Source organism: Streptosporangium sp. NPDC002721 (assembly GCF_042888905.1).
In the GTDB taxonomy this organism is placed as follows: Bacteria; Actinomycetota; Actinomycetes; order Streptosporangiales; family Streptosporangiaceae; genus Streptosporangium.
Map to the genome: position 1 here is coordinate 83668 of NZ_JBIAQI010000018.1, position 24455 is coordinate 108122.

General features: G+C 70.4%; 23 protein-coding genes. 1 reads left to right on the forward strand and 22 read right to left on the reverse strand.

The annotated features are described in order from the left end of the window. Positions 1 to 240: 240 nt before the first annotated feature. The 9 genes from ACFYWM_RS25555 to ACFYWM_RS25595 form a co-directional block, all read right to left on the reverse strand. On the reverse strand, positions 241 to 741 hold the full coding sequence (locus ACFYWM_RS25555; protein WP_389918076.1) for a hypothetical protein: 501 nt from the start codon (positions 739 to 741) through the stop codon (positions 241 to 243). Beyond that, the gene (locus ACFYWM_RS25560) at positions 734 to 1360 is read right to left on the reverse strand and encodes a hypothetical protein (RefSeq protein ID WP_389918078.1); all 627 of its coding nucleotides are present in this window, start codon (positions 1358 to 1360) and stop codon (positions 734 to 736) included. Before ACFYWM_RS25560 ends, ACFYWM_RS25555 begins: the two co-directional genes overlap by 8 nt. 102 nt (positions 1361 to 1462) lie before the next feature. Continuing rightward, on the reverse strand, positions 1463 to 1891 hold the full coding sequence (locus ACFYWM_RS25565) for a hypothetical protein (RefSeq protein ID WP_389918080.1): 429 nt from the start codon (positions 1889 to 1891) through the stop codon (positions 1463 to 1465). Then, a complete protein-coding gene (locus ACFYWM_RS25570) occupies positions 1885 to 2223 on the reverse strand; it encodes a hypothetical protein (protein WP_389918082.1) in 339 nt (112 codons plus the stop codon). The genes ACFYWM_RS25565 and ACFYWM_RS25570 overlap by 7 nt, the downstream gene beginning before the upstream one ends. Positions 2224 to 2309: 86 nt before the next feature. Beyond that, on the reverse strand, positions 2310 to 2783 hold the full coding sequence (locus tag ACFYWM_RS25575) for a hypothetical protein (RefSeq protein ID WP_389918084.1): 474 nt from the start codon (positions 2781 to 2783) through the stop codon (positions 2310 to 2312). Beyond that, positions 2780 to 3142 carry a hypothetical protein gene (locus tag ACFYWM_RS25580; protein ID WP_389918085.1) on the reverse strand — a complete coding sequence of 121 codons (363 nt, stop codon included), beginning with the start codon at positions 3140 to 3142 and terminating at the stop codon, positions 2780 to 2782. Before ACFYWM_RS25580 ends, ACFYWM_RS25575 begins: the two co-directional genes overlap by 4 nt. After that, complete coding sequence (locus ACFYWM_RS25585) at positions 3139 to 3459, reverse strand: hypothetical protein (RefSeq protein ID WP_389918086.1); 321 nt, start codon at positions 3457 to 3459, stop codon at positions 3139 to 3141. The genes ACFYWM_RS25580 and ACFYWM_RS25585 overlap by 4 nt, the downstream gene beginning before the upstream one ends. Beyond that, the gene (locus ACFYWM_RS25590; RefSeq protein WP_389918088.1) at positions 3459 to 4118 is read right to left on the reverse strand and encodes a hypothetical protein; all 660 of its coding nucleotides are present in this window, start codon (positions 4116 to 4118) and stop codon (positions 3459 to 3461) included. The genes ACFYWM_RS25585 and ACFYWM_RS25590 overlap by 1 nt, the downstream gene beginning before the upstream one ends. A gap of 257 nt (positions 4119 to 4375) precedes the next feature. Continuing rightward, positions 4376 to 4627, reverse strand: coding sequence for a hypothetical protein (locus ACFYWM_RS25595; protein WP_389918090.1), 252 nt, complete (start codon positions 4625 to 4627; stop codon positions 4376 to 4378). A 137-nt stretch (positions 4628 to 4764) separates the two neighbouring features. On the opposite strand from ACFYWM_RS25595, the gene ACFYWM_RS25600 reads away from it, so the two are divergent. Further along, positions 4765 to 5241 carry a hypothetical protein gene (locus ACFYWM_RS25600; protein ID WP_389918092.1) on the forward strand — a complete coding sequence of 159 codons (477 nt, stop codon included), beginning with the start codon at positions 4765 to 4767 and terminating at the stop codon, positions 5239 to 5241. Positions 5242 to 5344: 103 nt separating this feature from the next. Here the strand turns inward: ACFYWM_RS25600 and ACFYWM_RS25605 are convergent, their stop codons facing one another. The 13 genes from ACFYWM_RS25605 to ACFYWM_RS25665 all read right to left on the reverse strand — a co-directional run bounded on the left by ACFYWM_RS25605 (position 5345) and on the right by ACFYWM_RS25665 (position 24454). Next, positions 5345 to 5983 (reverse strand): hypothetical protein, encoded by a 639-nt coding sequence (locus tag ACFYWM_RS25605; protein ID WP_389918094.1) that lies wholly within the window; start codon positions 5981 to 5983, stop codon positions 5345 to 5347. Positions 5984 to 6221: 238 nt separating this feature from the next. After that, entirely contained in the window at positions 6222 to 6599 is a 378-nt protein-coding gene (locus ACFYWM_RS25610; RefSeq protein ID WP_389918096.1) for a DUF4262 domain-containing protein, read from the reverse strand. Between the two features lie 305 nt (positions 6600 to 6904). Then, a complete protein-coding gene (locus ACFYWM_RS25615) occupies positions 6905 to 7447 on the reverse strand; it encodes a hypothetical protein (protein WP_389918098.1) in 543 nt (180 codons plus the stop codon). Beyond that, complete coding sequence (locus ACFYWM_RS25620) at positions 7438 to 8235, reverse strand: hypothetical protein (protein ID WP_389918100.1); 798 nt, start codon at positions 8233 to 8235, stop codon at positions 7438 to 7440. The genes ACFYWM_RS25615 and ACFYWM_RS25620 overlap by 10 nt, the downstream gene beginning before the upstream one ends. A gap of 114 nt (positions 8236 to 8349) precedes the next feature. Continuing rightward, a complete protein-coding gene (locus ACFYWM_RS25625) occupies positions 8350 to 9042 on the reverse strand; it encodes a hypothetical protein (protein WP_389918101.1) in 693 nt (230 codons plus the stop codon). Positions 9043 to 9359: 317 nt separating this feature from the next. Then, positions 9360 to 9656 carry a hypothetical protein gene (locus ACFYWM_RS25630; protein WP_389918103.1) on the reverse strand — a complete coding sequence of 99 codons (297 nt, stop codon included), beginning with the start codon at positions 9654 to 9656 and terminating at the stop codon, positions 9360 to 9362. Positions 9657 to 9666: 10 nt separating this feature from the next. Continuing rightward, positions 9667 to 12480: a hypothetical protein gene (locus tag ACFYWM_RS25635; protein WP_389918105.1), complete on the reverse strand. Its 2814-nt coding sequence runs from the start codon at positions 12478 to 12480 to the stop codon at positions 9667 to 9669. A gap of 65 nt (positions 12481 to 12545) precedes the next feature. After that, positions 12546 to 12860, reverse strand: a complete 315-nt coding sequence (locus tag ACFYWM_RS25640; RefSeq protein ID WP_389918107.1) for a hypothetical protein — start codon at positions 12858 to 12860, stop codon at positions 12546 to 12548. 3 nt (positions 12861 to 12863) lie between these two features. Next, a complete protein-coding gene (locus ACFYWM_RS25645) occupies positions 12864 to 13340 on the reverse strand; it encodes a hypothetical protein (protein WP_389918109.1) in 477 nt (158 codons plus the stop codon). A gap of 51 nt (positions 13341 to 13391) precedes the next feature. Beyond that, a complete protein-coding gene (locus ACFYWM_RS25650; RefSeq protein ID WP_389918110.1) occupies positions 13392 to 19280 on the reverse strand; it encodes a hypothetical protein in 5889 nt (1962 codons plus the stop codon). A gap of 53 nt (positions 19281 to 19333) precedes the next feature. Then, on the reverse strand, positions 19334 to 23068 hold the full coding sequence (locus tag ACFYWM_RS25655) for a hypothetical protein (RefSeq protein WP_389918112.1): 3735 nt from the start codon (positions 23066 to 23068) through the stop codon (positions 19334 to 19336). Positions 23069 to 23177: 109 nt separating this feature from the next. Further along, entirely contained in the window at positions 23178 to 23606 is a 429-nt protein-coding gene (locus ACFYWM_RS25660) for a hypothetical protein (protein ID WP_389918114.1), read from the reverse strand. Positions 23607 to 23614: 8 nt separating this feature from the next. Continuing rightward, positions 23615 to 24454 carry a hypothetical protein gene (locus tag ACFYWM_RS25665; protein WP_389918116.1) on the reverse strand — a complete coding sequence of 280 codons (840 nt, stop codon included), beginning with the start codon at positions 24452 to 24454 and terminating at the stop codon, positions 23615 to 23617. Between the last annotated feature and the right edge of the window lies 1 nt (position 24455).

Here is a 24455-nt window from a genome sequence, read left to right on the forward strand (position 1 = left end):
TGAAGTTCTGCCGGTCAGTCGCCCTCGCTGGTGACGAGCTGCTCGCGCAGGTGGCGCGCCCGCTCCTCCAGCCCTTCCGCCGTCTGAGCCGAAGGGCCGCGGCGAGGGGCCAGCCGGTCACGGTGATGGCGCCGACCAGGAAGGCGGAGCTGGTCTGGCCGAAGACCACAGGTGACTCCCCGGAGGACGGGACGACCCCCAGACCTACAGTCGGTATCCGACAGGTCACGGCGAGTTCGCCTAACCAGGGTGCCGGGCACGGCCCGGCCAGGTGACTGGTTCGCCCCATCCGGTCACGTCACCGCCCCAGCGGCGGGGGCTGACGTGACTGGCCTCCTCGCCGCGTAGGAGAACCGTGGGCGTTGCGGCAGGGCCGGCTGCGAGCGCCCGGTGGAAGTCGTCGTGCTGGACGCGACACACGACCAGGCCCCCGCACAGGGAACACCAGAAGGCGTCGCCGAAAGGAACGTAGCGGGCAGGCGGATCCGCCAGCGAGGCGGCCTCGCCGGCCGGGCCGCACGCCACGACGCGCCCCATCGCCTCGTCGACCATGTCACGGGCCGCGCCGACCACCCGCACATACCTCGACCACCATTGCCGCCGTTCCTGATAGGCGCGCGGCAGTTCGGCCTGCAGCTCGGGCGGCAGCCGAGCCCAGTCCTGCGGGCACATCACCCAGTGCGCGGGGATTAGAAGGCCGCAGTAGCGGGCGACGCACACGTGCTGCTCGACGTCACCCATGTCCGCCCCCGCGGTTGTGCTGCTGCCACTCTTCGGCCGCGGGCTGCTGGCACGGCGGGCAATACCGTTGCTGGTCACGGTCGGTCTTCTCGTAGGGCCGGTCACCCCGGCTGGCGCAGCGGGCGCACGTACGGGCCAGAATCCAGGCGGCCTGGCGGGCCGGGGGCAGCGGCGGCAGCTCGTGGGAGTCGGCCACGGCGAACAGCGGCGCGTACCCCTTTTGCATCATGTACGACGCGATCGGCGCCTGCCCCGTCGCGGGGCGGCGCCGCAATCGCCGCAGCATCGTCTTGGTGGCCAGCTGCGTGGTGGGCAGATCACCGTACCGGTAGATGAGCAGGCCGTTGGGGCAGTGGATCAGGCGCCGCGACTGGCGGCGCCGCTCCTGCAGGCTCACCCTCGGTGTGATGCGCCATCGTGCCGGGTCGAGTTCTAGCAGCGGGGCGTCGCCGTCGTCCGGGTGCAGCCGCAGCAGGCCTGCGGCGGTGGCGGGCAGCAGCACCCCCTTCATCACCTGCCCGGCGAGGACGCGGGTCGCGGTCACCTGCCAGCCGACCAGACTCGGTGTGTCGTCCACGCCGAGCAGCAGGAGCGGCTCGGCGTGGCTGGAGTTGGGCATCGTGTGGTTCTCCTCAGCATCAGCGATGGGCAGGATCGGCGGCCGAGCCCCAACCCCGTGGGGGCTCGGCCGCCGATCGGCTGGTAGTGCCCGTAGGGCCGGTCAGGCAGGGGCGGCGGTGATGACCGCCTCATCCCAGGGGGCCTGGTCGGCGCGGACGAGCTGCACCGCCTCGACCTGCCAGCCGGTCAGCAAGACGATGTCGAGGACGTCGGAGCCGGCCTCGCGCAGCCGCCGGGTGTGGGCGTCGCCCAGGTGCACGGCGACGTGCTGGGCGGAGACGAGACGGGCGGCGGCGTCACGTCCGGCGTCGGTGGCGGCGTCGAGGCGGCCGCGGGCACGCATCAGGTTCTGGTCGTCGATCCACACCTCATCGGCCACGCCGATCGGTTCGCCGTTGTCGTCGCGAAGCTCGGCGGGCAGGCCGTCCGGGCGGTTGGACGTCGCGTGCACGATGCACACCTGGTCGCGGCCGACGAGGTTGCAGCGGGCGATCGTGCCCTCCCACGGCACCGGTTTGGTGATCAGCATGAGGGGTCGCCGGGGATGGCGGCGTCAGCGTGCTGAACGGCGAGAAGACCGTCGACGCGGGCCTGCAGGGGGGCGGTGATGCGCCTCAGGCTGCGCATCGCGCGGCGCATGGCTTCCACGTCCTCGGCGGCGTCCTCGTAGTCGGTGTGGTTCAGATCGTGGAGGGCTCCGGTGGAGCGGCGCAGCAGGTCGTTGAGGCAACGGTCGATCTCGTCGAGCTTCTCGTCGGCGGCGGCCTGCGCGCCGAGCAGGTCTGCGACGGTTTCCTTCTGGTTGACCAGGCGCTGCCTGTAGGCGGGGTCGGGGCGGTTGTGCAGGTCGGTCACAGGCACGGGGGTCTCTCTTTCACGAGTCACAGGAGCAAGGGGCGCCGCCAGACGGCGCTGAGCCAGCGGTTCGAGGCGCCAGAAAGGCGAGGTCAGGGCGCCAGGAAGGTGTTCAGCTCACCCAGGACGCGGGTGAGGGCGACGCGGTCGTCAGCGGTGGCACGGCCGGTCGTGCGGATCTCCGAGATGCGAAGCACGGCTTCGTCGACCCTGGCGCAGATGTCCGTCAGCGTGGTCCCTGCCGCCCGGTCGGCGGTGAGGCAGGCGTTCACCGTGGCGATGACGTGGGCGCTGGTCAGCATGTCGCGTGCTGTGCTGATGCTGGCCAGCCTGGCGTCACCGGCGCTGGTCTCCTCGATCGCGGCCTGGGCGAGCTGCAGGGCGGGCACCATCGCGGTCCGTGCCTGCTCGCATGCGGTCGAGGAGGGCTCGGGCGTCGGTCGGGCGGCCTCTGTCGCAGGCCCAGGTGATCCGAAGGACGAGGAAGCGGCCAGGAGCGCCAGAACGATGAGGGTCAGGGCGCCGATGCGGGCAGGCTTCATGGTGAGGCCATCTCTTCCCGTCACGACTGGTGTCCTTCCATGTCGTGACCGAGGACTTCGCGGACGTAGCGGAATACCAGGCGTTGGTCGTCGCGCCGCCGTTCGTAGTCCCCCTTGCTGCCGCCCCCGGCGATGAGGGCTTCCCCCGCCTCGATCAGGCGGGTGGAGGCGATGGCGACCACGCCGAAAGCTTCTACGCCGCACAGGGTCCGAGTGGTGCCCCAGGCGGTGGCGGTGGCTTTGGCCGCGCGGACGTTCGCCGCTGCTTGAACGGCGACTTCCTCCGCTTCGTGGATTTTCGCCTCGAAGTACTCGGCGATGACCCGCTCCGCGGCCTGCTGCTCGTCGTCGGTCAGCGGCACCAGGCCGCTTTCGCCGCTCATCGGCGTCCCCTGGTCGGCGCGGTGTTCCCGGCGGGCAGGAGGGCGGCGTGCAGGCGGGCGGCGGCGACGGCGGTCAGCTGTCCGGCCCGGTGCAACGCGTCGATCTCGGTACGGACGGCGGCGTCCAGGGTGACGCTCCGCTCGAAGCGACACCATCCGGCTTGGATCTCCTCAGCCCTGATACCGGCCTTCACCTGACGGGCCTGGCTGGCGAGGAACTCCGCCCCGTTCAGCGCGCGCACCGGATCGCACGAGCTGCGAAACAGGAATCCCAGCAGGTCGCCGACGGCTTGTGCTTCTCCCATGGTGAGCGCCATCAGTGGCCACCACCTGTCACCAGCGGGGCGTACACCTGCAGGTCCCGCCGCCAGGACAAAGCCAGCGCGTCACGAAGCCACGGGTCGGTGGTTCTCAGCAGGATCTGTGCCTCTTCCGCGGCGCGGGCCTGCCGCTGCGGCCGGAACGGCGCCGTCTCGTCGAGCTGGTGGCTGGCCCACATGCAGTACAGGGCGCGAGCGACCGGCATCAGCTCCAGCAGCACCTCTTGTGCGTTGGCGCCTTCGCCGAGGAGCTGTTCGGTGCGGTCCTGCACCTCCTGGCTCCGGCCGCGTTTGCAGGAGCAACGCCCCTGGGCGGGGACGCCCGACAGGGCCCAGGTGAGGAGCTGGGCGACGCCGGCCCGGTTCCGCGCGTGTGAGTCGCGACCTTCGTCGACCGCGTCAGCGGCGGCCTCGAACATGCAGGTCAGCTTCTCCAGCCGCTCAGCGGTGAGGTCCAGGCGCGGGATGACGACCTCGTCGATGACACCGGTGTCGCCGCAGCGGCCGCAGTCGGGGGCGGCCACGGTGTGGAGGGCGGGAGGCGTTCGGTGGGGCGGGCTGTGGGTGCCCTGCTGGGAGGCCGGGCAGGTCGAGGTCTCCCCCGCCGTGCCGGACCGGCCCGGGCCGAGGAGTTCGTTCTGGTGATCAGGGAGCACGAGTTCTCCTTGCGGACATGCGAAGGGCGCCCCAAGCGGGCGCCCTTGCGGTGACGGGTCGTGGCTGTCGGACAGGCCCCACCTCGAGTGCCGGTGGCGGCCCGGGGGGCGGGCAGCGGCTTGGTCGGCGGCAGTCGGACGTCGAGGTCCGTCGGGTCGGCGTCGAGCCGTGCGGGCATGCGAGCCTCCCCCGTGAGCCGTCCAAGCCTCTGCAATTCATACGCTACAGATATGCGGGTACGGTTGCAAGTGTTTCACTACACGTTGCGGGAGGAGCGTTTTTTCGTGGAATTCGCCGCCACCCGGGAGGGTCGCGGCAGGTGACGCAGCTGCGCCCGCACCTGGGCGCCCGACCCTCTTCCCATCCGCAGGTGGGCGGAGACCTCGGGCCTGCATGTCGGGCAGGGGCGGACGAAGTCGCTGCCGTCGGATCCCGGCAGAGTGATCCAGCCGTACTCGCATCCGACATGGAGGCACTCGCAGGTCGTGAACGGGCAGGGGATCGTCATGGCGTTCACACCTCCCAGGAGGAGACAATGATGATTGTCATCCGTCATGTGGAGGATACGCGGCGTGACTGACGGAAACACCTGCATAAGTGCGGTCGTACGGCGAGCCGGTCACCTACAGGACACAATCGGTTGCTATGAGCCACGACGTGTTCGACGTGCGGGCGCTGCTGCCCGACGTCGACGACTTTCCCCCGGCCCTTTACGTGTCCCCCGAGGTCGGCGATCCGGCGGCCGACCTGCTGCCACTGCTGGCCTTCCTCGGACTGCCGCCGGTCGCGCTCTCCGTCGATGACGGCCTCGCCTCCATGCCGCTGCACCCGGCGCGAGGCGAGCAGTGGCGGATCAGCATCGGCCCCGGCGGCGAGGTGGAGGTGCGCTGCCCCGACCCGGATGGCGGCGACCTGTCGTTCGTCACCGGGATCACGATCACCGACCCGGCGCCCTGGTGCGACGAGGCCATCAGGCAAAAACGAGCGTTGATGTTCGTCGGTCCTCCGTTGCCGTGGACACGCGGACGGACCGGACTGTCACAGGTGCTGAGCATGCTCGGCAGGCGGTCGGCGTGCGCCGGCGTCATCCCGGCCCACCGCGCCAGGGCCGGCGGCCGCTAGATGTGATGTCTCATGACGTTGGTTCCACGGCGTCATGAGACACCACAGCTAGCCCGGCAGGCAGGACTCGGTCCCGCATAACACGCCGCTGTGCAGGTGCGGTTCAGTCGCTTTCCGGGTCGTACGAATCGGGCACGTAGTCGTCGAACGACGGCTCGTCGGGCGCATCAAGCTGGGCGTACAGGCGCGCCCGCGTGGTCACGTCCCGCAGGTTGACCAGGCCGAACGCGGCCTCGGTAAAACCGGCATCGAAACCGAGGAAGAGCTCCTTGCCGGGCAGTTCGTCGATGGACCACTTCTTCCTCTTGTTTCTCGGGTCGAGCGGGCCCTTCTGCGCGACGAGGTCGGTGAAGGACGCCTCGTCCAGGTGCTCGATGGTGTTGCGCAGCATCCGCAGCCGATCGTCCGGCTGCTCGCTGCTGCCGGTGATCTGCTGGTGGGCCTGCGACCAGCGCTCCATCTGGTAGGCCGACATGACGAGCCGGTAGCCACGGACCCAGACGTCCTCGATTACCCGTGCCAGATCATCCTCGGTGGGTGACCATTCCTCGCCGTGCTCGATCGCCCAGTCCGTCCATACGGCCTTGCTCGCGGCTTGGTAGTAGCTGTGGGCGTCGCGCTGGACGGATCTAGCCCATAGCGCCAGCATCCGCACCACGACCCGGTGGCGTGCATCTGCGGCGTCGGCCGGTGGTTCGAGCGCGGAGGACTCCTCAGCGTCGGGCAGCCTGGGCAGCAGCACACCGTGTCCGTCCGGCGGAATACGGACGGGTCGGCGCGCGTCCGGCGTCCAACCCGTCGGCGGTGTCCAGTCGTCGGACGGTAGCGGCCACCCATCCGGTGGCGGCCACTTGGGGGGAGCTATGTAGGTCATCCGTACATCATCGACTCGACTCACCTCCGCCCGAGGAGACCGTGTGCGCGAGGCGTTGCTGCGGCCGGAATCGCGGCCGTGGCACCAACCTCATACGACGGCACAGCTAGAACGCGAACGCCACCTGCAGCGCCCGGACCCGCTGCCCGTACAGGGCGGTGGCGACGGCCAGTTGGGCGACGGCGGCGTCCGGCACGGGGGCGAGCATCACCCGGGCCGGGCCGGTCGGCAGCGACAGCGCCACCGCGCCGCCGAAGGTCATGGCGGGGGTGAGCGCGGCGGCGAGGACGTTGAGCGTCACGTGCGCCAGGCCCTCCGCGGCGCCGAGGGCGGCCAGCTCGGGCAGGTTCCGCTCAGTGAGGCCGACCGTGTAGCACAGGTCCGGCATGCCGCCTTCGCCGAGCACGGACTGGACAGCGTGCCCGTGCTCGGCGATGACCTGCCGCACCTGGTCGAGGAAAACTTCACGCATGCTCTGCTGCACGCGGGCCAGGATACGAGGAAGGGCCTCCGCCATGGTGACGGAGGCCCTTCGGGTTTGTTGCTTCGCCTACCCCCACTGGACTGCAGGAGCCCACCAGGAAAGGCCGGGAGAAGCGTGGTTTCCGCAGGTCATAACGTTCATGACACTTCCTTTCGTGGAGGGTTTTAATGTGCAATTCATACACTACAGGTGTGGGGTGTCAGTAGTCGATTGTTCCCATGTCTCATTTACATAAAGAAGCATGAGTCCGTTTGTTACACGTCCGGTCCGCCGCACCCCTGGTCTCTGCTTTCGCGGGCGTGACCCTAGGCCGGGCAGCAGTCGTAGGCCGACACCGTCACCGACATCTGGCCGCCGACGCATCCGCCTTCCGGGCCGAGCGGCCGCCACCCGCCGACGATGAACCTGCGCGCCGACTGGCGTGCCGCCTCGCTGGTGCGAAAGCAGCAGTTCGCGGCGCGGCGCATCGCGGCCGCGTCGTCCATGACGACCTCGGCGTCGCGGGTCAGCCGGGCGGCGCTCGGAAACCGCCCCCGGTTGTCGATCTTCGCGGCGCAGCGGTAGGCGCCCATCTCCAGCTCAACCGCCCACAGGTTCAGCGGGCACTTCTCGATCTGGGCGAGCCGCTGCGGCCACGTCGCGGTCGTGGGCCAGATCTCCGCCACCCGCACCCACGCCTGCCCGTTGCCGTCGCCGCAGTCGCAGCACAGGTCCGCCGCGACGTTCGCGCCGGCCAGGAGGCTGCACCGGCAGGCCGCGCCCGCCGTGCTCTCCTCCAGGGCGGCGCAGAAGCAGCCGAGCAGCTCGGCGGCGAGGTCGAAGGCGACCTGGTCGAGGTTCACGGCCACGAGGTCCTCCGCAGCTTCGGCCGGTCAGGCGACAGCACCCGGGAGCGCTGCCGTAGCCCGTAGGGGTTGACCGACGCGATCCACTGATCCACTTCGGGGATGCCTGTCCTGCCTTCGTCGAGGAACGTCATCGGGTCGACGAACCCGACCGTCACCCCTTGACGGGTGATCGTGGTGACGCGCTCGGGAAGGCGGCAGCAGTCATCCCCGCGGCAGGCGTTCAGCAGCTCGCACGCGTACGTCGAGTAGGCGTGCATCGCCGCCTCATCCAACGGCAGGCCGCGCGTGTAGGTGACGGCGAACGCGCCGCCGTCGACGTCGTCGACCGGCGCGGTCAGGTCCGCGCATTCGGGCCAGCATCCGCCGTCGACGCGGACGAGCTCGCGATGGTTGTCGATGCGGTACGCCTCCGGCGGCAGCTGGAGACCGTCGACCACAACGCGGACGATCGCCTGCGCGGGGCCCTCCAGGTCGACCTTGCACACGTGGCAGCAGGAGCAGGCGCCGGAGCAGACGCGGCAGTTCACCCAGCCGTCCGAGGTCAGCAGCGGGTAGAACGGCGGCCCCACGCCGACGTCGAGCGGCCCCCCGCCGCCGCAGGTCTTCCCGCAGGGGCGGACGGTGAGCTCGCACACCCCGTACCGGCCGCCAGTCAGCGGCGACAGGATCTGCGCGGCGATCTTCCCAAGGCGGGCTTTCAGCGCCGGGTCGGCGCTCTCCCAGCCTGGGCAGCACGTCGGGTCCGCGTCAGGGGCCGGCCAGCACGGGCTGTGATCGGTCAGGCTCACCGGCCACCCCATCCTTTCCGATCACGCAGGTTCGGTGGGAGCGCACCGAAACCGCGGGCTCCTTCCCGCGAGGGCCGCGGGAAGGAGCCCAGTTCGAACACCTGCCCCAGGCTGTTACGCGGCCAGCGGCTGGCAGCCGCACACCGCCGCTGGCGGCGGCACGGTCGTCAGGTGCAGGTCCAGGTGGTCCTTGGGTCCGATCGGCGTCAGCAGCGGGCCGGGCACCGGCGGGTTGGCCGCGCTCGTCGCATCCACGTCGTGAGGCCCGACCCCCCACCCGGAGCCCTTCTCGCTGCGGCCCGTCAGGGTGAACGTCGTCTCACCGTTCTGGATCTCAAAATCACCGATGATCATGTTTTTGAGCCAGGGGATGAGGAAGTAGCCGTAGCTCGGCAGGCCCGACGCGCCGCAGGTCTCCCCCGGCACCTCCGACCAGATTTCCAAGCCGACACCTCCCGCGCAGAGGATGTCTTCGCCGATGCGGTTACCGACCGACTTGCCCTCCCAGTCCAGCACCGTCTGATACCCCGACAGCAAGGAGAACAGGTCGGGGTCGACGCCACACAGGGTGATCTCGAAGTTCACCCATTTCAGCTGCGGACAGTCCTTCGAGCTGATGCAGATGCGGCCCGCCGCGTTCTTGACCTCGATCTCGTCGCCCTCGGCGATCTCCGGCGAGTACGAGGCGGTGATCAGACCGTCGGTCGTCACGACAGAACACGGGCCGACGACGGGAATGCCGCACGCGTCCACCTTCGTGGCACGGACCATCAGCCCGTGAATCGACTTCCAACATGTCGCCGGCAACGGACGCACCTCCTGACGGAGTTCTGCGCCCGGCCCACGACCAGCGGCTATCCAGTGAAGGCCAGCGTATCCGCACGAGACGCCGGTTCCGCAGATCGGCCCATGCGGCATGTCCGGGCTCGCGCTCGCTAAGATCTGCGCGCGGCGGCTGGGAGCATGGCCGGGTCGACGGCGGGTGGGGGCTGACCACGTCAGGGTGCGCCGGGGCCGGCCGACTACCCCGGCCCCTCAGCGCCCTCCACGCAGGAACGCCCCCGCTTCACCAAGGGTGAGCGGAGGCGTTCCTGCCCCCGGAGCACGCAGGCGGACCTCAGCGGCTACGACGGTTGGGCGTGGAACCCGGACAGGCGCCGCGCGCTCTTCTCCGGAATCCCCGCGGTGCGCAGCGCCTCGTAGGCTTCCTGCGCCAGCTCAGCGTCCGCCGCCTCCAGGTCGGCGACATGATCGGCGACACCAGCCTCCCAGGAGGTACGCGCCTCCTGAAACTCCGCTTCGGTGATCTCCACCGCTCCGTCGGGTAGCCCTCCGGCATCCGCGTGAGAATCAGCGATCTCACCAACGCTGCCGCTTGGCGTGCGGAAATACCGCGTGTGCTCATCTTTGCGCGCTTTCATTCATCCCCCTTTAGAGCGCGAAAACCATCGCGCGGATAAAGCTCTGAACCCGGTTGTAGGTCGCGCCTCCCGCGCCGAAACCGAGTCCGATATCCACCGAGACCGTGACCGTGCCGCCTGGCGGGATCGTGGTGTTACCGACGACCTTGGTGGTCTGGGTGTGGACGTCCGAAACGGTCGCAGAGCCACGGTTTTCGAACCGATACATTTCGTCGCCGTAGACAAAGTGCCCCGCCCGGCCGCCCGGCGGAATCACGAAGTCAACATCCACCTCAACCGAGGTGATGGCGATCGCCGGACGGCACGGGTCAGGGTTCGTGATGTCCAGCGTCCGCGTGGCGACAGTCGTTCCGCCGGTCGTGGTGGTCGTCGGCACCGCCGGGTTGCCCGGGATCAGCTCGTTGAGTGAGGTGGTGAAGTACTGGTACTTGGCGCGCGGCTCCGATCGCAGGGTGCCCGTGGAGTCGCAGTAGACCAGGCCGCCCTGCGCGTCCAGGTCGCACGGGTACGGCCACGCGGTCACCGCAGCCGCCAGCGGCGCCCCAGCTGATCCGTTGCCGGCCAGACCGCAGCTGACCTCGAGTGCGGCTGGCGCGGCGGGCGGCGCGTACAGGCCGCCGTCACCGCCGAACGCCACCTGGTTGCCGGCGTCGCCGGACAGCCGTGCGGTGATCACACCTGTGGCCGGGTCGTAGGCGGCGCCGTCACCAGCCGACAGGCAGGTCCGCACATCGGCGCACTCCACGAACAGGCCGTCCGGGCTTTCCTTCAGGAGGTTCGCGCCGCCGCCCGGAGGCGCCGGGTCCAGCACCACGTCAGCGGCCACCGTGTACGGGTCGCCAGCCGTACCGGTCCCGGTGAGCTCCAGATCAACCGTGTCCGTGTCCGTCACCGCGAGCGCCGTAGCAGCCCCGCCACCTGCGGGAACGAACAACCCGCCATCAGGGTTGATCACCACCTGGTTGCCCGCGGCCGGAGACACATTCGCCGCGATCACACCTGTGGCCGGGTCGTATGTGGCGCCGTCACCAGCCGACAAGCAGGTCCGCACATCGGCGCACTCCACGAACAGGCCGTCCGGCCCCTCCTTCAGAAGGTTCGCGCCGCCACCGGGAGGCGCCGGATCCAAGACAACGTCAGCGGTGACCGTGTACGGGTCGCCGACAGCGCCGGTTCCGGTGAGGCCCAGGTCAACCGTGTCCGTGTCCGTCACCGCGAGCGCCGTACCTCCCGCCCCGCCAGCCGGAACGAACAGGCCTCCGTCACCGCCGATCTCCACCTGGTTGCCGGCGTCGCCGGACAGCCGTGCGGTGATCACACCTGTGGCCGGGTCGTAGGCGGCGCCGTCACCAGCCGACAGGCAGGTCCGCACATCGGCGCACTCCACGAACAGGCCGTCCGGGCTCTCCTTCAGGAGGTTGGTGCCGCCGCCCGGAGGTGCCGGGTCCAGGATCACGTCAGCGGTCACCGTGTACGGGGCACCCGCTGACCCGTCGCCGGTGAGCCCCAGGTCGACGGTGGGTGTGTCCGTCACCGCGAGCGCCGTACCCCCCGCTCCACCGGCGGGGACGAACAGGCCGCGGTCGCTGCCGAACTCCACCTGGTTGCCCGGGTCCTCGGACAGGAATGCGCTGATCTCGCCGGTGTCCGGGTCGTATTCGATGCCGTCGCCAGCTGACAGGCAGGTGCGTACGGTGTCGCATTCGACGAACAGCCCGTCCGGGCCCTCCTGCAGCAGGTTCGTGCCGCCGCCCGGCGGCGCCGGGTCCAGGATCACGTCAGCGGTCACCGTGTACGGGGCACCCGCTGACCCGTCGCCGGTGAGCCCCAGGTCGACGGTGGGTGTGTCCGTCACCGCGAGCGCCGTACCCCCCGCCCCGTCGGCGGGGACGAACAGGCCGTCGTCGGTGCCGATCGTCACCTGGTTTCCGGCGTCGGTCGACACCCGAGCGCCGATCACCCCGGTCGCCGAGTCGTAGGTCGCGCCCGGCCCGGCCGACAGGCAGGTCCGCACGTCGGCGCACTCTACGAACAGGCCGTCCGGGCTTTCCTTCAGGAGGTTGGTGCCGCCGCCCGGAGGTGCCGGGTCCAGGATCACGTCAGCGGTCACCGTGTACGGGTCGCCGGCGGCGCCGGTCCCGGTGAGCTCCATGTGGGCCGTGGGCGTGTCCTCAACGGCGAGCTCCACATCGCCGCCGCCGGCGGGGACGAACAGGCCGTCGTCGGTGCCGATCGTCACCTGGTTCCCGGCGTCGGTCGACACCCGAGCGCCGATCACCCCGGTCGCCGAGTCATACGTCGCGCCCGGCCCGGCCGACAGGCAGGTCCGCACGTCCTCGCACTCCACGAACAACCCGTCCGGGCCCTCCTGCAGGAGGTTCGTGCCGCCGCCCGGCGGCGCCGGGTCCAGCACCACGTCAGCGGCCACCGTGTACGGGTCGCCGGCGGCGCCGGTCCCGGTGAGCTCCAGGTCGACCGTGTCGGTGTCTGTCACCGCCAGCGCCGTGACAGCCCCACCGCCGGCGGGGACAAACAGCCCGTCGTCGGTGCCGATCGTCACCTGGTTCCCGGCGTCGGTCGACACGTTTGCCGCGATCACGCCTGTCGCCGGGTCGTAGGTGGCGCCCGGCCCAGCGGACACACAAGGGCGCACCTGCTCGCAGGTGACTACCCCCGCGGTCGCGCTGATGACGTAGGGGGCACTGGTGCCACCGTTGCCTGCCACTGTGACGTTTGCACCGGCGACAACGAGACAGTCGCATCGTCGGCTACAGCCGCAATTGCTCAAGGGATCTCCTAGGGAGTGCTTGAGCCCGGCCAGCAACCAGCGGCTTTGGAATTCTAGTTGGTTGGTTACGGCTGGACCGTGATGGCGTGCACGGTGAGGTCCTAGACCGCACCGGCCTGGACGGCCGTGCAATGCACGATCACCCCCGAGGCGGGTTGCGGCACTTGGAGGACTGAGATGCCCAGGATGCTCACCGACGGGGAGCGGCGGACGTTGAACGTCACCGAACTCACTGACACGGAAGTGATCCGGCACTCCGTCAGGTCGGTGGCGCCCGTCTGCGTCGCGTGACTGATCACGGGCACGCTCGTGAAGGGCGGGTTGAAAGTGAAGACCACGCTGCCTAAAGCGTTGGTGGTGCCGGTGGCGGCGAACACACGCCGCTCCGGCGGCATGTACTCGCCGCTGGTGGCCACCCGCTATACCTCGCGCGTGCTGAGCACCGCGAAGTCCGCCCCTGCGAATCCGGTGAACACGAAGCTGTCGACCAGAGCTTCGCCGCCCTGGTCGACGGACCAGGTCGCCGAGGACCCGGCGGGGAACGCGACCGCCGCGCCACCACCGATGCTCACGGTCGGGGCGCCAGCGAACACCATGAGCGTGACCGACCGCGCGCCGGTAGTTATCGTGACGGTGCCAGCGCCGGTCTGCCGTTGCGCGGTGCTGTCGATCTGCGGGTTAGCCGTGGCCGCCGCGGCGCACACGCCGACGGTGCCGGTCACCGTGTAGGCGGTGACACCGTCGAGTTGGGAGTCATCGGTGACGACCACCCCGGCGGTGTCGGTGGTGTAGTGCCGCAGGAACGGCGTCGACACGCCCGCGTTGACGTCGCACAGCACCTCGAACTCGACGTCCGGCGTCGAGCCTCCGGCGACGCTGCCGTTGGTTCCAGACATAGGGAATCTCCTTCATTGTGGGCGGAGGCCGCCACACGGCCCCCGCGCAGATCAGCAGACCCCGACCGCTCCGACCGAGACGTACGCGCCCCCAGTGAGCGTGGTGTCTATGACGTAGGCCGCACCGTCCCGGTAGCCGACGTGGCGGATGAACGGGCCGTTGGTGTCACACAGCACGAGCGTTTGACCGCTGCCGCACGCGACGATCGACCAGAACTCCGGCAGCTCGTCCTGCCGGGCGCCGGCGTCGTCGATGTAGTAGACGGTGTCGTCGCAGCACACCATGCGGGTCCATGACCGCTGCCCCACCTCGGGAATCTGGTAGTCGGCGATCAGATGGACCAGCAGGCCCGCGCCGCCGCCGCCAGCAACCGTTTCCGAAATGCGGAGGATCATTTCGTTCGTGCCGGGCTGTACTCCTGGGACTGCGGTCGGCCCGAATGTTGTCGGCGGCGCGATATGGCTTGCGTTGACCGGCTGCCACGCGCCGCCATTCAGCCGCCACTCGACGGCGAGCTGGTCGGCGTTGAGGGCGGTGGCCGAGATCTTGATCGATGCCGGATCCGCGGCGTCGGGCAGGTTGAACGACGCCCTGGCGTACCAAGTTTGCACTCCGAGCGTCGGGCCCTCACCCGGCAGGCCGCTGTTGCCGATGCTGCCGTTGGGGTGCGGTGCGACCCAGTGCGCCGTGCCCTGCGGGGTGCCGCCGTCCACGGTCGTCCAGCCGGGGAAGACCGGCGTCCGGTACATCGGATACCAGGTGACCAGGTTCGGGCTCCACGTCCACGTCGGGTCAACGGAGTTGTTCACCACGTTCGCCGCGTTGGAGATGAACTCCTGCCGCACGGTGCTGGTGCTGACTACGCACACCTGCGCTGGCTGGCAGCAGTCGCAGTCAACCGTCGCGGTGGCCGGCAGCGGCGCCCGGGTGTCCCGGTCCACGATGGTGATGACGCCCTCGCAGTCGGCGAGCTTCACCGCCTGCCACGGCACCGTTTCGGCGACGACGCCGCACAGCCGCTCGTTGTGCGGGGTCGGCGGGTCCGCGAACGCCGCGGTGGTCAGGGTGAGGCGTACCGGGTCGGAGAACTCGACCCGGAACCGGTCACCGGGGGTGAGGGAGAGCAGGGTGCCCGCCAGCGACAGGCCGTTGCCCGCGGTGGCGGTCAGCGTGACGGTGATGCCGTTGATGACCGCGGTGCCCTGGTAGCCCGTGGCCGACTGGGCCGGACTGACCGGGATGGCCGGGGTGAAGGTGGTGAAGTTGAGGGTGCCGCCGAGGTCGGGGCTAGTGAACCCAACCGAGGAGGCGGTGCCCGTGCTCGTCTGGTACGTGCCTTCCCACGAGGTGACCCGGTTCCCGTACACATAGCTGGGGTTCAGGGCCGTGCCGAGCCAGCAGCCGGGGAACGTGGTCTGGTCAGCGTCGAAGCCGGTGGCCGTGTCCGGCAGCCGGTAGACGCACTCCGACAGCACCGCTTTGCCGCAAGGCGGCTCGTTTTGGCAGGCCCCTATGGCGCCCGTCGGCGTATAGGGCGTCTCGCCGTCGAGCAGGGTGTCCGTGACGCTGGTCACGGTGCCGTCGCAGTCGCGGCAGATGGTCCGCAGGAACGAACCGCCGGGGGAAATTGCGAGAGCGCCGGCCCAGTAGGTGAAGAACCTCCCGCATAGTGCGATACGGCTGCCGGGCGCCGGTGCGGTCCTGAGTGTCGTGACCGGGCCAGCGGTGCGGAACCGGGCGCTGGTCTCGACCTGCGGGTCCGTCGAATACGTGCACGGGTCGCCCGGGGCTGCGTCCGAGGTGCGAGCCAGCACGCCGGTTGCTGCGTTGTAGGAGTACCCGTCTGGCAGGTGCACGACTTCCAGCCCGGCGGGGAGCTGCGCGGTGTTGATCGCCGGGGTCGTCGGGTTGTAGTGGAGGAAGACCGAGAACTCGACGACCGACGGCCGCGAGAACGTCCACGTGGTCGGCGCTTCCGCGGTGTGGGGGAAGGAGTGGAGGCCCCACCATGAGCCGTCGCCGTTGTTCGTGGTCGGCGGCTGTGCCGGTCCCGGGCTGGTCGCGCCCGTCGCGGCCCACGTGACCCCGTTTGCCAGGGTGCCGGACGCGGCCGAACCGGTGATCGTGGCCGTGTCGCCAGCGCCATCGCACAGCACCACCGTCTCGCAGTGCTGGCAGGACGGCTCCGCCACCTCCGGGCACGCGCCGACGCTGACAATGCCGGTCGGCGTGTAGGCGGCACCGTCCGGGCTGGTGTCCGTCGTGGACACGGTCGCGCCGGTGCAGTCCCGGCAGACGGTGCGCAGGAACGTCGTCGGGCAGCCGGCCACCTCCGCCGTCGCGGTGAGGGTGAACTGCCGGGTCTCCCAGCCTTTCGGACCGTTCGTGTACGTCTCCATGTCCAGGTCAACGGCGAGGTCCCCGGAAAGCCACTGCTCGTAGGTGACCGTGTGCGTCCACGTCAGCGTGCGGATCGAGCCGGGGCCCATGTTGGCCGTCGACGTCGCGGTGAGCTGCGTATTGCCGTCATGGAGGCGGAAGAGCGCGGCCGTCAGAACTGCGTTGGTCGGGCCGAGGTTCTGGATGACGGCTGCGGCCGTGATCGTGACCTCCGTCGGCGGCTCCACGCCCAGGCAATCCGCGACGAACGGCTCACCCTGGATGAGGGCGGCGATGTAGTGGTGTTGCTGCCCATTGGCCTGCTGCGCCGGCGGAGGCGGCGTGGCCTCGGTCGGCCAGTGCAGCGCCGCGCCGTCCCAGAAGACTTGCCCGCCGCCGGGGAGCGGCACCTTCCACAGGTTGTCAGCGGCCTTGAAATACGGCGTCGGGTCGGTGTCGGTCAAGGTCCGGTCGAGGGTGAGCGTCACCGTCTCGCCGGCGTCGCACATCGGCAACGTCTCGCAGGCCAGACATGGGGTGCTGGAGGCGCATGGCACGGTTATCCAACCGTCCGGCAGCGCATCCTGCCGCTCGCCCTGATCGTCGAGGTAGTAGACCCTGCCGTCGTCGCACACCACCTGGGTCCACAGCAGGTACGAGGACGGGTCGACGTCGTATTCGGCGATCACGTGCAGCAGCAGCCCGGCCGCGCCCTGATTGGCGAAGGTTTCCCGGACGTGCACGATGATTTCGTTCACGCCAGCCTGCGCGCCTGGGACCGCGGTGGGAGCCAGCACGTACGGCGGGCCGGTGTGGTTGGTGCCGACCGGCTGCCACGCGCCGCCGTTCAGCCGCCACTCGACGGCGAGCTGGTCAGCGTTGAGCGCCGTCGTGCTGATGCGGATGGAGGCGGGGTCGGTGTCGTCCGGCAGCGTGAACGCCGCACGCACGTACCAGTCGCCGGAGCCGGGCGGTTGCGGAACGGCAGGACCCTCACCGGGCTGGCCGGTGTTGTTGAGCACGCCGCCGGGGTGGGGGGCGACCCAGTGCGCGGTGCCTTCCGGGGTGCCGCCGTCCACCGTGAACCAGCCCGGGAACCCTGTCAGCCGGTAGGTGGGCCACCACGGCCCGGCGAGGTTCGGCGACCAGGTCCAGTCGGAGTCCACACTGTTGTCGGCCAACCCCTCGGGGTTGGTCAAGAACTCCACCCGGCCGCTGGAGCGCACGCACACCTGCGTGGTGTTGCAGCCGCCGCACAGCCCTACCGTGCCAGTCGGCGTGTAGGCCGCCCCGTCCAGGGTGTAATCGCTGTGGCCGACGATCGCGCCGTTCTCATCTCGCCGGTAGTCCCGCAGCATGCGGGTCGCGGTGCCGTCGGCGGCGACATCGCACAGCACGACCAGGTCCTGCTCCGGCTGCTCCACCCCCGCCGGGCAGACCGTGATCGCCCCCTGCGGTACGTAGGTGGTGCCGGTGACGGCGTCGACCAGGCGGACGCTGTCGATCGTGCCGTCCGCCGCGTAGGAGTATTCGATGAGAACCAGGCCGACGACGTCGCCGTCCGCGTCGATATCGCAAAACGTCCCGGACACCTGCACGCTTTGCGAGTCGCCGCACGCTCCGGCCCCAGTCGGCGGATCCCCGGCGCTGTACGCGCCCGTCGTGAGGTTGATCCAGCCCTCGGAGATGACCGCGCCGTCGCAGTCCCGCTGCACGGTGACCGCGATCGGGGTACCGTCCGCCAGGCACAAGCCGACGGCGGCTACGGGCGTGGTCGGCGAAGCGCAGCCACTCACCTGCGGGCAGCGGCCCACAGTGCCGGTCGGCGCGTACGGGGCGGTGCCGTCGAGTTCGGTGTCCAGGACGCTGATGACCGCGCCGGTGCAGTCCCGGCACACGGTACGCAGGAAGGTGTGCGGTTCTGCGTCGTCGACGGTGTCGCACAGGACGACGCCCTCGCAGTTGCGGCACTCGGCGGGCTCGGTGGGCGTGCACTGGCTGACCTCGCCGGTGACGGTGTACGGGTCGCCGTCGAGGGTCGTGTCCGTGGTCGAGACGACCTCGCCGGTCACGCAGTCCGTGACCAGGGTCCGCAAGAACTGGACGCTGCTGGTGGCCTCACAGCCCTCCAGCTCGATCGTCGCGCTGAACTCGTCGGCCGTCCAACTCTTCGCGGTGCCGTGGAAGGTCTCCAGGGCCAGCCCGAACCGGATGTCCCCGGCGACGAGGTCAGCGGCAGTCACCGAAGCGCTGACGGTGAGGGTCTGCACGTGCCCCGGAGGGGCGTACAGCGCCACCGGGTCATCCATGAGGACGGTCGTCCCCCGGAAGATCCGCAGCGCGCCGTCCCAGAGCTGCCCGGTGCCTGGCCCGTTCTGTGTGACGCGGACGGACACGGTCACGGTGCCCGAGGCGCCCTCGCAACCCGCAGTGCCAGCCGTGAGCTGCCCGACGGCGATCAGGTGCTCCTGGGCTGGACCTGTCCCCGCCGGGTAGACCAGGCTGCCGCCGGTCCACAGGGAGGTGTAGGGTCCGGCCAGGTTGGCGAACTGCGTCTGTGCGATATCGGCCGCCACGCCGTCCACGATCGTCGGTGTGATCTCCGAGGAGGAGTCCGCGGGGACGTCGCACACCAGGACCGTGGAGGAGTTCCGGCACTCCGCGTGGCAGATGCCGACGGTTCCGGTCGGGACGTACGCCGTGCCGTCGAGCAGGTAGTCCGAGTGCCCGGTGATCGCGCCGAGTTCGTCGCGCCGGTAGTCGCGGACGAAAGCGGTGCTCGTGCCGTCGGCGGCAACGTCGCAGAGCTGCACGAGGTCCTGCTCCGGCTGCTCCACCCCGGCCGGGCAGACAGTAACGGTGCCGGTCGGCGTGTAGGTGGCGCCGGTGACGGCGTCGACCAGGCGCACGGAGGCGATCGTGCCATCAGCCGCGTACGAGTACTCGATGAGGACCAGGCCCAGCACGGTGCCGTCGGGGGCGAGGTCGCAGAACGTGCCGGAGATCTGGATCGACTGGGAATCTCCGCAGGCGACCGTTCCCACCGGCGGGGCCCCGGCTGAGAACGCTCCAGTGGTGAGGTTGATCCACCCTTCCGACGTGACCACGCCGTCGCAGTCCCGCACCACGGTGACCGCGATCGGTGTCCCGTCGGCCAGGCACAGGCCGACCGTCGCCGTGGGAGTCGTCGGGGATGCGCAGTCCGTGGTCTGCGGGCACAGTCCGGCGGTGCCGGCAACGGTGTACGGGGCGCCGTCGAGCGTCAGGTCGGCGGTGCCGGTCACCGCGCCGTCGCAGTCGTAGACGACGGCGCGCAGGAACGGCGTCGACGCCGCGGCGGTGACGTCGCACAGCAGCTGCGTGTCGACGCTGCCGCAGCCGCCGGTCGCGCACGGGCCCAGAGTGCCCGCCGGGGTGTAGACGGCGCCGGTGGCCGGGTCGACCAGGCGGGTGGCCACCCGGTCGCCGGTGTTCGTGTCGTAGATCGGCTCGACCAGGGCGAGACCGGCCACGGTGCCATCAGGCAGGACGTCGCACAGCAGCAGCGTCTCAACATCCACCCGCGCGCTGGCGGGGCTGTTGACGATGACCGGGCCAGGCCCGCAGCATCCGCTCACAAGGTCACTCCGGTGGTGTAGGTGATGGTCACAGTCCCGGTCTGGGCGGTTATGGTCAGCGGGCCGACCAGTAGGACGTCGGCGTCCCTTTGAGTACTCCAGGTGATGCTTTCGCCCGCGAAGAGCGTGGAGTCGCCATCCATCGTTGTTACGACACCGTTGCCGCCGTGCGCGGTGGCGGTGACTGACTGCAGCAGCGGCACCGCGGCGGCGCCCCAGGTACCACCGGGGTCGAGCTGGACGCGGCGGGCCTGCACCGGGCTGGCCGAGGGAGCGCCCTCGACGGGGCATTCAGTGGTCGGCGCGACCGGCGTGTACGGGCCAGTGAGGTCCGGCAGATAGCTGCCCAGGCTGGTGAGCTGGCCGGTACAGCCATCCACCAAGATCAACTCGACGTAGGTGGTATCGCCGAGGCCGTCACCCGTCGTGTCGTCCCAGCGGCACTCGCGCAGCAGGTGCTGGGGACACCCCGGCTCCGGGGCGCCTTCCACTGGGCACTCGACAGGCGCCACCGGCGTGTAAGGGCCGGCCAGGTCCGCGGTGTAGATGCCAAGCGGGGTCAGGGTGCCGTCGCAGGCGACGCCGAGCAGCTCCACATAATCGGTGTCGCCCACGCCATCGCCGTCGGTGTCATCACACCGGCACTGCTCGATCACCTGCACCGGGCACGACTCCGGCTGCGGCGAGCAGACCCCGACCGTACCGGCCGCGGTGTACGGCGTCGTCCCGTCGAGAGCGGTGTCCGCGATGCCAGTGACCGCGCCGGTGCAGTCGTAGGTCAGATGCCGCAAGAACGGGGTAATCGTGCCGTCGGTGGCGACGTCGCACAGCGGCAGAGCCTCGCTGTGTCCGCACGGCTCCGTACCGGCGCCTGCAGTGAGCCCGCACACCCCGACGGTGCCGGCCGGGGTGTACGGCTCCCCGTCGAGCGTGGTGTCCGTGGTGCTGGTGATCGCGCCGTCGCAGTCCCGGCACACGGTCCGCAGGAAAGGCGTGACCGTCGCCTCCGTGGCCCACGGCTGCTCAAGGCTGACCTGGAGGAAGCTCAGGCCGCTGCCGTCACCCGACTGCGGCTGAAGGATGAACTGCTGACGCGGCGTGTCGTAGCGGAGGATCGTCTCATCGGCGGCGGTGGAGGCGGGGCCACCGGTCAGGACGTTCCCCGCCAGGATGTGGTTCGGGCTCAGCGACTCCACGACGTATCCAGCCGTGTTGATGCTGATCGTCTCGCCCGGGGCGAGGCCCTTGATGCCGAGCCGCATGTAGACGGGCATGCCGATCTGCCACTGCTGCGCCTGCGGCGGCACGGTGATCCAGTAGCCCGGGCTGGCGACCCATGCCCCTTGATTGACACCGACGCTGCCGTACGGCCAGTCCGGGTTGCCCAGGCCGCCGCCACCGTTCGGAAGGATCGAGATCGGCACCTGCTCGAACGAGCTGTTGTCGACGCCGGTGTCACACAACGGCACCGTCTGGCAGTCCTGGCACGCGTGCTCGGAGGGGCAGACGCCGAGGTGGGCGCCACCGGGAATCGCGACGGGGCCACCGGTCACAGCGTCAACGAAGCGTTCCGCCACGGCATCGCCAGCGGCGTCGTAGACGACTTCCCGCCGCACGTGCTGGAGCACGTTCCCCGAAGCGTTGTCGATGACGCACAGCGGGTAGCTTCCGACCTCCAGCGGCCCGTCATCGGCGCTCTCGGTGGGGCAGAGACCGACGGTGCCGGCCGGGGTGTACGGGGTTGTGCCGTCGAGAGCGGTGTCCGCGGTGCCGGTGACCGCCCCGGCGCAGTCGTAGACGAGGTGCCGCAGGAACGGCGTGCTCGTGCCGTCGGTGGCGACGTCGCACAGCGGCAGGGCCTCGCTGTGTCCGCACGGCTCCGTGCCGGTGCCGGCAGTGGGTCCGCACACACCGACGGTGCCGGCCGGGGTGTACGGCTGCCCGTCGAGCGTGGTGTCCGTGGTGCTGGTGACCTCGCCGTCGCAGTCCCGGCACGTGGTGCGCTGGAACGTCACCGGCACTGGCGTCACGGCCATGAGGCCGACCATGCGCGTGGGCGTGTTGCCGGGGCCGCTCATGTCGAACGACAGCGACGTCACGGGGGCGGAGTGCCTGAACGTGGAGGTGGACTGGTCGCTGTTGACGGTCGTGCACAGGGTCCGCGTCGCTGGATCCCACGTGTGCGTCGCGGACAGCTCAACCAGCTCGCTGCCCTCGGGCAACACCGCGCACTGGTTCTGCAAGATGATCCGCACGGCCCACGTGGCCGTGACCGGCTGCGTGAACGTCCAGACCTGCGGCCCGGTACCGGCGGCTCCGATGCCCCACCACTGCTGTCCGTTGAACCGAGTGGTGCCGGTGATCGCGTAGTCGACGCCGTTGGACAGCGTTCCGGCCACGGTGCCGGGGCCGTTCGCCGTGTTGCCGGGCACGTCGGCCGTACCCATGCCCGCCGGGGTGTCGCACAGGATCTGCGTCTGGCACTGGCGGCACGACGACGACTCCGGGCAGGACCCGACCGTCCCGGCCGGAACGTAGGCGGCGCCGTCAAGGGCGTAGTCGGAGTGGCCGGTGATCGCGCCGGCCGCGTCCCTGCGATAGTCCCGCAGGAACGCCGTGACCGTCCCGTCGGCGGCGGTGTCGCACAGCACGACCAGGTCCTGCTCGGGCTGCGCCGCGCTGCCGCCGGGGCAGTTCCTCAGCTCGCCCTGCAGCGTGTAGGTGGTGCCGGTGGCGGGGTCGACCAGGCGCACGCTGGCGAGGCTGCCGTCAGGGTTGTACTCGTACTCCACCAGGACCAGGCCGAGCACGTCGCCCGTCGCGAGATCCACGTCACACAGGAGCCCGGCCAACCCGAAGGCGCGGGAGTCGCCGCACGCCTGCGCGCCGGCAGGTGGCGAGCCCGCCGACCAGGTGCCGGTGGTGAGGTTGATCCACCCGTCCTGGGTCACGGTGCCAGCGCAGTCGCGGGTGACGACCACGGCGATCGGCGTGCCGTCCGCCAGGCACAGGCCGAGCGTGGCGGCCGGGGTCGTCTGCTCCTCGCACGGCGCGGCGCTTTCGCCGTCTCCGGCGCAGGCGCCGACGGTGCCGGTGACGACGTGCGGGGTCTGCCCGTCGAGGGCCACGTCTTCGTACGTGGCGGTGCCGGCCAGGAACGTGTAGCGGCGCAAGAACGCGCCGGAATCGTCGCACAGCAGCACCGTCTGGGACTCGGGGCAGCCGTAGGCGCACTCGACCGGGGCGAGCGGCGTGTACGGCTGGGAAGGATCGTCGGCGTAGGTGAGTACCAGCTCGGTGGAGCCGTCGGCGTGGACGCACCACAGCTCCGAGTAGGTCTGGTCGGCCTGGCCGTCACCGTCGGTGTCGTCGCACCGCTGCACGCAGATCGTGTCGACGCACTCGACCGCACACGCCGAGCAGTCGCCCGCCGTCCCCACCACGGTGTAGGCGGTCGTGCCATCCAGCGCGGTGTCGGTGCTGGAGGTGATCGCCCCGTCGCAGTCGCGCAGCAGGTGCCGCAGGAACGGCACGCACCCGCCGCCCGGGGTCAGGTCGCACAGCTGGACCGTCGTGACGTCCAGGCAGCCGCCGTCACACGGCCCGACCCCAGCCGGGAGCGGGCCTGCGGTGAACACGCCTGTCGCGGGGTCGATCCACCCCACCGGCTGCGGATCAGCTGCGGCAGTGCCGCACTCGGCGCACCCGGAACGCACCACGAGCAGGACCATCGTGCCGTCCGCCCGGCACAACGCCTGAGAGGCGATCGACGGACTGCAGCAGCCCTCAGCTGAACCGCCGCCTCCGCCGGGGGCGCACGGCTGAGGCTCGACCGGCATCTCAGCGGCCCTCCCCGCCCTTGCCGCGGGCCGCCCTCCGGCGAGACGCGGAGTGCGCGATGCCCTCCGGAGCGGGCGCGGGTTGCGGTGTGGGTGAGGTGGCGGGCTCCGGCCCGGGGTCCTGGGCCGGAGCTGCCGGCTGCTCGGCGACGGCCTGGCCGCCATCGCCCTCGTCTTCTCCGCCGTCGCCGGCGGGGGGCGGCTCCTGCCCCGGGGGTGGTGCAGCCCCTCGCATGGTCTGCTGCTCCGGGGCGGGAGCCACGTACAGCTGGCCATCGAGGCGGGCGCCCGCTAGGAGTTCCTCGGGGATGGCCGGAATCAGGGAGTCGGGGACGGCGAACTCGGTCACCGACACGGTGCGGATGCCGAGCGGGGCGGCCCACCGCGCGAAGTCGCGCCGCAGGTCTCGTCGCGGCCAGATCTTGATCACGCGGTCTCCTACGGGCAGCACAGGCACAGGTCGACGAGGACGGCTTCGACCGCGCACGTCGTGGACGGCACAAACGTCCGTTCAGCCAGCACGAGGCGGTCGTTGTTGCGGATGTTCACCGAGGCCGACGCGGTACTCGGGATGACGTCGACCGGGCCGCGGCGGACCACGACCGGGCCGGAGGCGTACAGCCACGCCTGCCCAGCCGGGGCAGGGCTCCCGTCGGGGCCGGTGTTGACGGCGTAACCGGCGCCGAGGACGACGCAGTTGCCCAGCCACGTCCGCAGCCGCGACCCCTGCTGCACGAGCTGGTGGAAGCGGCCGAGCAGCGCGGCCGCGCCCGCCGGGACGTGGATGACGCCGACGCCTCCGTAGTCGGTCGCCAGCCAGCCCTCCAGGATCGAGATGCCCTGGCTGACGGACACCGCTCCGGCCGCCGGGGTCCGGTCGACGGCTTGCTCGGCGAGGACGTTCTGCCAGAACCACTCCTCCAGGGCGCGGCCTTCCCCCTGGGACAGGCCCGCCCGCGCGTGCTGTTCCGCCTCCGCGTAGCTGAAGCCGGGGGCCGAGCAGACGGCGCCGGCGTAGATCGTGACCGGGCCGGCGGTTTCCGAGTCCGGACGGTCGAACGTTTTCGGGCCGGGCGCCGGCAGCGGGTTGCCGACGTCGTCGGTCGGGCACCAGTCGGTTGGGTGGGCTTCCTTGCACGACAGCGACACCCAGTCGACGCCGAGCAGCTCGTGGGGGTCTTCGACGTCGAGGATGGTCGTGCAGCCGTTGAGCAGCCCGTGCGGCAGCGGTGTGCCCGGGATGGCCTGGACGCGGCGCCTCATGCCGGGGTGCGGCATC

Coding starts and splice junctions, on each gene's coding strand:
- ACFYWM_RS25585 (WP_389918086.1), bottom strand. CDS start 3,459: ATGGCGCTCACCATGGGAGAAGCACAAGCCGTCGGCGACCTGCTGGGA.
- ACFYWM_RS25665 (WP_389918116.1), bottom strand. CDS start 24,454: ATGCCGCACCCCGGCATGAGGCGCCGCGTCCAGGCCATCCCGGGCACA.
- ACFYWM_RS25560 (WP_389918078.1), bottom strand. CDS start 1,360: ATGCCCAACTCCAGCCACGCCGAGCCGCTCCTGCTGCTCGGCGTGGAC.
- ACFYWM_RS25645 (WP_389918109.1), bottom strand. CDS start 13,340: ATGTCTGGAACCAACGGCAGCGTCGCCGGAGGCTCGACGCCGGACGTC.
- ACFYWM_RS25655 (WP_389918112.1), bottom strand. CDS start 23,068: ATGGTCCTGCTCGTGGTGCGTTCCGGGTGCGCCGAGTGCGGCACTGCC.
- ACFYWM_RS25595 (WP_389918090.1), bottom strand. CDS start 4,627: ATGACGATCCCCTGCCCGTTCACGACCTGCGAGTGCCTCCATGTCGGA.
- ACFYWM_RS25565 (WP_389918080.1), bottom strand. CDS start 1,891: ATGCTGATCACCAAACCGGTGCCGTGGGAGGGCACGATCGCCCGCTGC.
- ACFYWM_RS25555 (WP_389918076.1), bottom strand. CDS start 741: ATGGGTGACGTCGAGCAGCACGTGTGCGTCGCCCGCTACTGCGGCCTT.
- ACFYWM_RS25630 (WP_389918103.1), bottom strand. CDS start 9,656: ATGAAAGCGCGCAAAGATGAGCACACGCGGTATTTCCGCACGCCAAGC.
- ACFYWM_RS25600 (WP_389918092.1), top strand. CDS start 4,765: ATGAGCCACGACGTGTTCGACGTGCGGGCGCTGCTGCCCGACGTCGAC.
- ACFYWM_RS25580 (WP_389918085.1), bottom strand. CDS start 3,142: ATGAGCGGCGAAAGCGGCCTGGTGCCGCTGACCGACGACGAGCAGCAG.